Consider the following 11,037-nt stretch of genomic DNA (forward strand, 5'->3'; position numbering starts at 1 on the left):
TTCCACCCCTGCTCTCTGCCCTGATTGACTTAGCTTATGGACTGAATTAGACCAACGATCGGGTTTGGGCAGCGCGGCGACGCCGCGCTGCCCAAGCCAAACGTCTGGGTTTTATTTAATTTGTGGTTCTTATACCCATTTTTTATGAAGACGCGCCAAACCTATGACCCCCTGTAGTCCCCCTTGGCAAGGGGGACGGCGACAGCCGGGGGTAAAACCGGGTGCAGCCTCATATAAGAACGGTATTAGTCCCCTCCATCATTCTTGAGAGTTGGAATGCCTAGTCGAAATAACCTGTGACCCCACAGCCCAGGATGACCACGGTGGTTGTGGGGTCTGGCAGATCTTAAAAAAAAATGTTGGCTAAACCTAATTAGCGATCTAGATGACTGCGCTACAACCCAATAATTTTCTTGATCTATAATGCAGTCAATTTCTACGGTATGCCTGACTGGTTTTTGCAAGGAGTTGGAATTGCAAGGAGTTGGCGAAACTCATACCTTACGATCCACACCGTGTTTGCAAACCTCAGTGCCATCAGGGGAACCAAGAGGGCATCGCTCTCTTCTGGAGACAGAGTACCTCATACCCTAGCCATGCTCCGGCTCACAGAGAAGAAGGTTCAACCCAATCAGATTGCTAGATAGCCGCTAATAGACTTTGGCATAGTAGAGGGAGTGAGATAGCAACCTATTGGGAGTTTTTTATCCCTGCGCCTGTCTCAAAGTCCTAAGTGTACACCTTGCAGTCTTATTGATATAGAGCCTTTATTAATTGTTTATTCAAATTTTGATGAGGTGAAATGATGTCCCACCCGTCCAATTCAGCCCAATCCCCGTTTCCGTTTGCCCGAACGACGGTGCCTAGCAGACAGGCGATCGCCCTGATTTCTGAACATGCGGATCCGGCGGCTGCCGCCGGTAAAGATGATGCTGGCGGACAAAACGTCTATGTTCGTCAGGTCGGAGAAGCCCTGGCAAAGTTGGGATGGCAGGTAGACATGTTCACTCGTAAAGCCCGTCGTGACGATGCGGCGATCGTTCAGCATTCGCCGCACTGCCGCACCATCCGTCTGGTTGCGGGTCCCGAAGAATTTGTCCCACGGGATCAGTTATTTCAGTACATGCCTGATTTTGCTACGGCTTTCCAAAAATTCCAAAGCAAAGATGGGGCAAACTACCCCTTGGTGCATACAAACCACTGGATGTCAGGGTGGGTCGGCTTGCAACTGAAGCAGCAAAGCAATATCCAACTGATTCACACATATCATTCGTTGGGCGCATTGAAGTATCAGTCATCTGGCGATCGCCCCGAAATTGCCGAAACTCGCCTAGCGGTGGAGCGCGAATTGCTGGAAAACGCCGACCGGATTGTAGCAACCAGCCCTCAAGAAGAAGAACAATTGCGATCGCTAATTTCTCCCCAGGGTGCCGTTGAGGTCATCCCCTGCGGTACCGATACCGAAAATTTCCATGCCATCCCCAAAGTAGAAGCCAGAGCCAAACTTGGGTTTAGTTCTGCCGAACAAATTGTTTTATATGTCGGTTGGTTTGAACCTCACAAAGGCATTGAGACGCTGATCCGAGCCTTCGCTGCGTTGAAAGCAGAGAGTGAGCAGATGAAAGATGAACAATGTACCATTCATCCGTCGTTTCTGCGGTTGGTCTTGGTGGGCGGCAATGACCCAGAATTGCCTGAAGCCCAGGAACGGCGACGCATCGAGCAACTGGTGCAAGAGTTGGGGCTGGCTGAGCAAACCCGATTTGTTGGGTTATTGGGGCATGACGTATTGCCGCTGTATTACACAGCAGCCGATGTGTGCGTCATCCCCAGTTACTACGAACCCTTTGGGTTAGTGGCAATTGAGGCAATGGCGTGTGGCACCCCCGTGGTGGCGTCTGATGTGGGGGGATTGCGGTTTACCGTGGTGCCCGAAGAAACCGGCTTACTGGTACAACCCCAAAATGTAGATGCCTTTTCTGGCGCGATCGCTCGTGTCTTATCCGATGAAATTTGGGCGATGAAGCTGAGAAAACAAGCCTACAGCCGTGTCCAAGAAAATTTTAGCTGGACTGGGGTAGCTGTGAAACTCAGCGATCTATATCGGCGTCTGTTAGCCCAGTCGTTGATGCAGGCACCCACCTTGGCAGTTCCTGCCACCGCAGATGCGATCGCATTTGCGGCACAACCGCCCGTTCCGGTACCTAGCCTGACTAAAGTCTCTTGAAATGGAATTGAGGAATATGGGGCGCTGCCCTGATGCCCTCATTTCTAAACCCTATGGGTAAAAAGCAGGACTGAGGATCATGGGTTTAATAAAACCCAATTTTGTTTGAGAAAGCAACGGCGGCGCGCTGCTACTTTCCCCAACAAATTACAGGTTCATCCGTCTGTAATCCTTGGGATCGTGGATTAAATAATTCCTATCAGTCAAGTGTTCTGTGGGGGCGCACCGCCGTGCGCCCTTACCCAAGAATCACGGGTTATTAAATCCATGATCCTTAGGATCGCAAATTAAATAATTCCTATTAGTCAAGTGTTCTGTAGGGGCGCACCGCCGTGCGCCCTTACCCAAGAATTACGGGTTATTAAATCCACGATCCTTAGCCTCTAAGCCGTGGCGGGGAACGCAGTAACACCCTATTTCAGATCCCCCTGCATCCCCATGCGATCGCACCGCTGTGCTAGAAAGAAGAGAGACTTTAGAGCCAGTCCCTCCCTTAAACAGCTACCGTGTACACACATCTCAAACGAGAAGCCACTATGCTGCTCGATCACGTGTCTCATCTCTCAACCGACTCTGTTCTAAGGAATAAGAATTAAATAAGATCGGTTTTTGTAGGATGGGTTAGGCGATCGCCGTAACGCATCACAATCCCTAGAGTCGATGCGTTACGCTGCGCTAACACATCCTACGAAAGAATTCGGTTTTATTAAATCCACGATCCTAACCATCTTCTGAACAGCTATTGGGGACTTGCCTGACAATAAAATACCTGTGGTGCGGCTAACGCTTAACCCATCTTACGCAGGGGGATAATATTGGCGTGCAAATCCCGATGAGCTATTTACTCAGGAAAGGGAATTAAATACCGTCGATGACTGGTTGTACGGGCGAACGTCCGTTTGTCCCTGCAAACAATTTAATCATCAATCGGATTTAATTCACAATCCTAAATATTCTGCTGAAAGCGGTTAGTCCACATCTCAATAGCGTCTAATTCATTGAACTCGCAATGCCAGAACTTTTAGAACTAGACGGTCGATCGTTTGTCTCTGCCGAACAGGCTCCAATACTAGAGTGGGCTTGTGTCACGACTGAGCGATCGCAACCCACTCTCACCCTGAAAGACGATGATTTGTTTTTGATTACCGATAATTTGGGCAACATTTCCGGTTGCCACGAAAACGCGGTAAACGATAGCCTGGGTCTATTTTGCCGCGATACTCGGTTTTTGAGCCGATTAGAGCTGCAAATTGAAGGGCGATCGCCCATTTTGTTGAGCAGTGATGCCAAAAAGGGATTTGCCCTGTCTGTGTTGTGTTCCAACCCCAGAATAGGCGATCGCATCAAAGCTGAAACGATTGGTATCCAACGGGAAATCGTGATCAACGGCGCTTTATTTGAAGAGCTGACGATCACCAACTATGGAACGACCCCAGTCACATTTGAATTGAGCATCAGCTTTGATGCAGACTTTGCCGATCTGTTTGAAGTGCGTGGCTCCAAGCGAGATAAACGCGGGCGCATTTTGCGATTGGTGCCCGAACCCAAGCCAGCTAACGCTGACAGCAATCCTGATAGTGCCCAAAGTCTACCAAATGTTGAGACCTTTGATCCTCAGCCCGTGCGATTGGATGAGTCTTTTCTGGCAGAACCCTCTCCCCTGGATCCGGCATTTTTAACCCTTGCCTATCAGGGCTTAGACAGCTCGCTGATGGAATCGCGCATTCAGTTCTATCACCAGCTTCCCAGCACCTTCAAAGGCTACACAGCCGTCTGGTATTTAGAACTCGATCCGCATGAAACTCGGCAGTTAGGCTATCGCCTGCAACCCTATACCAACGGTCGCCCAACCTCTAACGTCAATGCACCTTCGACGCTGCTGCAAGCCAAAGCCGCAGAGTTAATGGAAGAGCAAGAATGGCGATCGTCTGTCACCTCCATTCGCACCGATAATCACGTTTTTAATAAGGTGATTGAGCAGGCAGAACAAGATATTTACCTGTTACGACAAGGCTTTGGCAAAAGTAAAGTGCTGTCGGCCGGGGTGCCCTGGTTTTCGACCCTATTTGGGCGCGACTCAATTATTGCAGCCTCCCAAACCCTTATCCTCGATCCCACGATCGCCCGAGAAACCTTGACCACCCTGGCACAATATCAGGGCAAGGTAGAAGATGAGTGGCGCGACGAAGAACCGGGCAAAATTTTGCACGAACTGCGTCTGGGTGAGATGGCGCGTTGCCAGGAGGTGCCCCATACGCCTTACTACGGTACCGTCGATGCGACACCACTATGGCTGATGCTCTATGCCGAATATTATGCCTGGACACACGACCAGGAAACCCTCGATAAGCTCTGGGATAATGCTCTGGCAGCGATGGCATGGGTCGATCGCAAATGTAAAGAGACCGGCTATCTGTCATATTATCGGCTGTCTAAACGAGGCTTAGCCAACCAGGGTTGGAAAGATTCTGAAGATTGCATTGTCAATCGCAAAGGCGAACTGGCTTCGGGCGCGATCGCTCTGTGTGAAGTGCAAGCCTATGTTTACGCTGCCAAAGTCCGTATGAGCGAACTGGCTCGTCTGAAAAAACGCATTGACCTGGCAGATCGCTGGCAAGATGAAGCCAGAGAGCTAAAAAGCCGCTTTAACCGCGACTTTTGGCTACCCGATGAAGACTACTGCGCTCTGGCGCTCGATGGCGATGGCAAACCCGTCGATAGTATCTCGTCTAACCCCGGTCATTGCTTAAGTCTGGGCATTCTCCATCCCGAAAAAGCGCGGAGTGTTGCCGAACGTCTGCAAGCTCCCGATATGTTTAATGGCTGGGGAATTCGGACGCTGAGCAGCCTGTCTCCGGCTTACAACCCGATGGGGTATCATACCGGATCGGTCTGGCACCATGACAATAGTCTGATTGCGCTGGGCTTGCGATCGCTCGGTTTAGTCGATCAGGCATTGGAATTGTCACAAGGGTTGATTGACATGACCCTGCAACAACCTTACCAACGCCCACCAGAACTATTTTGCGGCTACGAACGCACCAGCGATGAAAGTCCGGTACGCTACCCGGTCGCCTGTTCGCCCCAGGCATGGGCAACGGGAACGATCTTTCAGTTGCTCAAGATGATGGTCAATCTGGTGCCCGATGCCCCCGGTAACTGTCTCCGCATCATTGATCCAGCGTTGCCCTACTCGATCCAATGCCTATCGTTGCAAAATCTTAAGGTGGGTCAGACCCTCTTAAACCTTGAATTTGTCCGAGAAGCCTCACCCATCGATGAGCGATCGGCAACGACAACGGCTTGCCGAGTCGTCAAAAAACGCGGCAACCTGCGTGTAGTGATTGAAGCCTAGTGTTTCAGACACGAAATTTTGCAACATGGGGGTTTGGGGGCTGCGCCCCCAAGAGGGGGTTTTACCCCCTCCACCCCCTCTAAAACTTTTAAGTTGGTGTACTAGATGCCATTGAGATGATTGGGAGCGATCGCGTTGCGATCGCTCCCAATCATCTCCCACGACCCTACACAGCATTATTGAATCGTCCTTATGGGGCGATCTACTCAGGATGGAGGATTGAATAAACCCCACTATTGGTAGCGCTTCGCGACTGGATAGATTACGGTTATTGAGAGAGAGCCGCGCTCTGCGCGGCTCTCTCTCAACGTCATACAATACCGTGTACGTCACGCCATTGAGAATTGCTATAGTTTGGTAAGCTTCTGGAGTTTCTTATCGCGGTACACATTAGGGCTGGGACGGGGTGCAGGGGTTTCCCCCCTGCGTGGGGGCGGTGCCCCCACCCCTCTGATGTCTTCCTAACTGGACTGCGTAGAGCCATCAACTTGCGATCCTTCAGAAATACCCTCAGACGTTTGTTGTAGATACCCTGAACCATGATCAATCGGCGATCGCTACTGGTGGGGGCAGGAGCCTTAACCCTCAGCCAATTTTTATCAGGCTGCAAAGGATCAGGACAAAATGCCCTGCGCCTTAGTTTTTTAGAAGGTTCAATGCCGATCCAATTGTTTCAGGCGTTCGAACGTCACATTGCTAAGCAAGCTCAGTTAAATTTAGACCCCACCCCGCAACTGGCAGAGTTGTTTAAGCGACTGCAAACCTGGAAGCAAGGAGAAAAATCCAAACATCCCGTGGCAGACTTAGTCACCCTGGGAGACTATTGGCTGACTACCGCCATTCAGCAGCAGCTGATCCAACCGCTCGCCCTGAGCGAGTTAAGCCAGTGGCAAAATCTGCCGCAACCGTGGCAAGATCTGGTGCGCCGCAATGATCAGGGCGAACGAGATGCTGCCGGTCAAGTCTGGGCAGCCCCCTATCGTTGGGGCACGCTGATGATCGTATATCGGGTGGAAGAATTTAAGTCATTGGGCTGGGTGCCTTCAGATTGGGCAGATTTATGGCGACCCGAATTAGCCCAACGGCTATCGCTGCTGGATGATCCCAGAACCGTTATTGGATTGGTGTTAAAAAAACTGGGGCGATCGCTCAACGAAGACTTAACCGGTCTGGCACCAACCGATCCTAAATATAAACAGCTAGAAACCGACCTCAAAACCCTCAATCAACAGGTCAAATTCTATAGCTCTGATGCCTATCTGCAACCGTTATTAGTGGGAGATACCTGGGTTGCCGTCGGTTGGTCAGGCGACATCCTACCGATGATTAAAAACAATCATCATTACAACGCTGTCGTGCCTGCATCGGGCACCATGCTGTGGGCAGATTTGTGGGCGCGTCCTGCCAGCGCAACATCGCCTTCAACAGACAGCAATTCTACTCAGCTGGCAGATGCCAGCCAATGGGCAGGGCAATGGATTGATTTTTGCTGGCAAAAAGAAACTGCGTTTCAACAAACAATTTTGGGGTCGGGGGCATCCCCAATTCTGACAGGTCTCGATCGCAGCGAACTGCCCTCCTCTCTGCAAGCAAATAATCTGCTGCTGCCGGATATCAAACACTCTGAGTTTCTTGATCCCTTAACCGTAGCGATCGCCCAATCTTACCAGGACCTCTGGGTTACGGTCCGACAGAAAACGGGTTAGACGAGCCACCATCCAGTGCGCCAGCCCCTTCTGAGGATAGAAAAACATCACAGCTTGCTTCAGCCTCATTGGCTTGAGGCGTGCCCGCCACCTCGGTAGCGGGTGCTTCAGGGCTTGTTGCTTCAGAAACAGCCTCTGTCGTTTTGGTTACCCACGGGGATTGGGAAAATCCCGATTCAAAAGATCCCGACTCAGAAGATCCCGACTCAGAAACGTTCGGTTCCGAGACAGTTGATTTAGCGATCGCTTTGACATCGGCGTGGGTCGCATCAGATTGATCAGACTGTGCCGTTTCGACAGACGATTCTGAGGGCTGATTAGCATCGGCGATCGCCGTTGGTTCGCAAATGTAAGCCGCTAATAATTCTTGTTGGCGATTAAAAAAGCGAATATTAAACCCATAGTCTTGAGCGGCTGTGCCGAAATGATTCACAAACGCATACCGTTGCACATAGCTTGATGCATTCCACACAGGCTGGCTGATGATCAAATCAATTCGACGCAGAGCGGCATCGGGCGAAGGATAGGCAAACCAGTCTTCTACCATCTTGGTGCCAAATTGTTGCCGCGACCACCAGAGACTGGGAATCGTTAACTCCGTTTGCGAGATCATCTCCGAGGTAATAATGGAGTCATCCGCAGGAACGGTATCAGGTTGCAACAGCTGCCCATCCAATGGCATACTCAGCAGCCGCAAAGCTTCCTGGCTCAGGGCGATCGCCGTTGGACTGACGACTAGATTAACGGCGAGCCCCATCAAAACGACGGTTCCAGAAACTAGATAACGCCACGGTTTCATACCTGTGATCCTGCCAAACTAACGATCAAACGGTGTAACCCCACCCCGGTCAGGCTCCAGAACTATAGAGATTGGTTGGTACGGCTGACTGCGCCAGCGTCACCCAAACCCTTCACCCTAGTTCTAACACGCCCCCTAGCGATTAGACGGATATACCCGGATGTAGAGTTTCCGGTCAGGATCACAAATTAAATACACCCCGGACGTTTATGGTTGGAAGCGCGGCGACGCCGCGCTTTCAACAATAAATAAATCCACGATCCTCAGCAAATGGCATCTCCGATGACATCGCACGTTACACTAAGGGTTGCACCTATCTCAACCATAGCAACACACGCGATCGCATTGCTGTTGAATAAGTCTACTGGAACCACACGATGTTACGCAGCTTAAATAGTCGCCTCCAGACTATAGATAAGAGAGATGTCAGAGCAGTTGTAACGATTGTTGTCTTTCTCAGTGCGCTTGCCGTTTTAGTCAATTTCATTTTGTCAGAGCAAGCAAATCGCGCTGAACGGGTCAGGCAACTGTTAGAGACAAAAGAATGTCAACGGTGCGATCTAGATGGAGTCGATCTGCGAAATGCCGATCTAGAAGACGCCAGATTAGATGAAGTGAGTTTGAGAAATGCCAACTTGAGTGGGGCAAATCTGCGAAATGCTAATCTTCGCGGCGCGATTCTGAACGATAGCATTTTGACCGGCGCAGACCTCAATGGTGCCCACCTCAGCGATTCTATTCTCAGTGGCGTCAGTCTTAACAAAGCCAACCTGCGCGAAATTGATCTGCGCCGCGCCTATTTAGGCGATGCCGATCTGCGGTATGCCAGACTCTATCAGGCAAACGTGACGGGGGTAAATATGATTCGCGCCGATCTGAGTAATGCCGACTTAAGTAATGCCAACCTCAGCGATGCCAACCTCAGCGATGCTAACCTCAGCGGTGCCGATTTAGATAAAACAGATCTACGACGAGCTGACCTGGGTGATGCCGATTTGACCGCTGCCAGTCTGGTCGGTGCCAATTTGTTTCGCGTTAATTTGCCCAGAGCAAATTTGAGAGAAGCAGATTTGAGCAATACGGACTTGAGTGAATCAAATTTGAGCAGTGCCAATCTTTCTAGAGCCAAGCTGTTTAGAGCAAATCTGAGTGGCATTTATTTGGGCGATGTCAATTTGAGTGGAGCCGATTTACGTCGGGCAAATTTGAGTAACGCCAATTTACTGAGAGCAAACCTGGAAGGAGCCGCACTCAATCGGGCAATTTTGAATCAGACCAATCTGCGTCGCGCTAATCTGATTGGGGCAAATCTCAGCCATGCGGAGTTGCAAGGAACCAATCTGCAAGGAGCAAATTTAACGGGGGCTGTAGTGTCTAGATCCAACTTAAGTGCAGCTATATTGTGCAATACCACCCTGCCCAATGAATCAGTCATGAATCGTGATTGTGCCAATTAAAGATGAATCTAAATCAGGATGTGGCTGCTATGCGGCAAGTGCTATCCAGCGCTAAAACGATCGCCGTTGTGGGGCATTCTCATAAACCCCACCGTGATAGTTATCAAATTGCTCAGTTTTTACGGCAGGCTGGTTATATAGTCTACCCGGTCAATCCAATTCTTCAACAGATTGATGGAGAGCGTTGTTATGCATCGCTACAACAACTGCCGCAACCGATTGATATTGTCAATGTGTTTCGTCGTGCAGACTATCTTCCTGACATTGTCGAAGAGGCGATCGCCATTCATGCCAAAACAGTCTGGGCGCAATTGGGAATTGTCCATCCCGAAGCAGCAGCGCATGCACTGGCAGCCGGTTTAAATATCGCCATGGATGTTTGCATCAAGGTAGAGTATCTGCGACTGATGATCTCGCGACCGTAAATAGATCGTGTACAGCATAGCGATCGCGCCCCTTAAATTTAGCTTCATACAACGCCTGATCAGCCGCATCAATCAACCGCTTAGGCGATAGATCCGGGGATGGAATAGCACTGGCAATCCCCATGCTGACTGTGACCCAATCGCAAACATGGGATGCGAGATGGGGGATTTTGAGCGTAGCAATTTCTGCCCGAATTAACTCCGTTACATAAACGGCACCGCGCAAAGCCGTATTCGGCAAAATAATTACAAATTCTTCGCCCCCATAGCGAGCAAGCAGATCCGCAGCCCGACGGATGTTTCGATTAATCGCCTCGGCAATTTGCCGCAAGCAAGTATCCCCGGATTGATGACCGTAGTGGTCGTTATACAGCTTGAAATAATCCACATCACACAAAATCAACGACAGAGGTTGAGCTTCCCGCGATAGCCGATGCCATTCCTCATCAAGCCGCTGATCAAAACAACGCCGATTGGCAACATGGGTCAGCCCATCTAAATGTGCCAGCCGTTTTAATTCTTGATTGGCAAATTGCAACGCTGTTTCAGCCGCAAGGCGATCGCGCACTTCCCGTTGCAGGTGTTCATTTTGCTCTTGTAATTGTTGTTGTAAACGCCGCAGCATCAAATGGGTTTGCACCCGTGCCAATAGTTCAGCAAAGTGAAAGGGTTTGGTAATGTAGTCTACGGCACCCATTTCAAAGGCTTTAACTTTATCTAACACTTCATCTAAAGAACTAAGAAAAATAATTGGAATTTCACGGGTTTTCGGATCCGCCTTGAGCACCTTACAAACTTCATAGCCACTCATTCCCGGCATACGAGCATCTAACAAAATCAGCTCTGGCATTACCTCACGCACCGCAGCCAATGCCATTTGACCACTTAGCTCTGCCCGTACATCATATCCATTTTTGCTCAACAGCTTGACCAGGCACTGTACGTTAGCGGGAATATCATCAACAACCAAAATATGGCGACGTTGAGTTGTCATGGGTTTAGTATTCATTTTGTATGGCTCAGCAACGGTAAATTGCATCGAATAACTGCTGTAGAGCACAGAAGTCA

7 protein-coding genes are annotated in these 11,037 nt (G+C 50.0%); 5 read left to right on the plus strand and 2 right to left on the minus strand.

Annotated elements, in window-relative coordinates; genetic code table 11:
- The first annotated feature begins 805 nt into the window (after positions 1 to 805).
- The 3 genes from ACR6Z4_RS08070 to ACR6Z4_RS08080 all read left to right on the plus strand — a co-directional run bounded on the left by ACR6Z4_RS08070 (position 806) and on the right by ACR6Z4_RS08080 (position 7,288).
- On the plus strand, positions 806 to 2,227 hold the full coding sequence (locus ACR6Z4_RS08070) for a glycosyltransferase (protein WP_479716729.1): 1,422 nt from the start codon (positions 806 to 808) through the stop codon (positions 2,225 to 2,227).
- 1,009 nt (positions 2,228 to 3,236) lie between these two features.
- Complete coding sequence (locus ACR6Z4_RS08075) at positions 3,237 to 5,582, plus strand: amylo-alpha-1,6-glucosidase (protein ID WP_479716730.1); 2,346 nt, start codon at positions 3,237 to 3,239, stop codon at positions 5,580 to 5,582.
- A gap of 539 nt (positions 5,583 to 6,121) precedes the next feature.
- On the plus strand, positions 6,122 to 7,288 hold the full coding sequence (locus ACR6Z4_RS08080) for an extracellular solute-binding protein (protein WP_479716731.1): 1,167 nt from the start codon (positions 6,122 to 6,124) through the stop codon (positions 7,286 to 7,288).
- Here ACR6Z4_RS08080 and ACR6Z4_RS08085 read toward each other — a convergent pair.
- A complete protein-coding gene (locus ACR6Z4_RS08085; protein ID WP_479716732.1) occupies positions 7,263 to 8,087 on the minus strand; it encodes a hypothetical protein in 825 nt (274 codons plus the stop codon). The genes ACR6Z4_RS08080 and ACR6Z4_RS08085 overlap by 26 nt on opposite strands.
- Positions 8,088 to 8,464: 377 nt before the next feature.
- Here ACR6Z4_RS08085 and ACR6Z4_RS08090 point away from each other — a divergent pair, with 377 nt between their 5' ends.
- Both ACR6Z4_RS08090 and ACR6Z4_RS08095 read left to right on the plus strand, forming a co-directional pair.
- Positions 8,465 to 9,544: a pentapeptide repeat-containing protein gene (locus tag ACR6Z4_RS08090; RefSeq protein ID WP_479716733.1), complete on the plus strand. Its 1,080-nt coding sequence runs from the start codon at positions 8,465 to 8,467 to the stop codon at positions 9,542 to 9,544.
- Between the two features lie 2 nt (positions 9,545 to 9,546).
- Entirely contained in the window at positions 9,547 to 9,969 is a 423-nt protein-coding gene (locus ACR6Z4_RS08095) for a CoA-binding protein (RefSeq protein WP_479716734.1), read from the plus strand.
- Here the strand turns inward: ACR6Z4_RS08095 and ACR6Z4_RS08100 are convergent.
- Positions 9,929 to 11,008 carry a diguanylate cyclase domain-containing protein gene (locus tag ACR6Z4_RS08100; protein ID WP_479716735.1) on the minus strand — a complete coding sequence of 360 codons (1,080 nt, stop codon included), beginning with the start codon at positions 11,006 to 11,008 and terminating at the stop codon, positions 9,929 to 9,931. The genes ACR6Z4_RS08095 and ACR6Z4_RS08100 overlap by 41 nt on opposite strands.
- Positions 11,009 to 11,037: the final 29 nt, after the last annotated feature.

The organism is Calyptranema fuscum S582 (genome assembly GCF_055793305.1).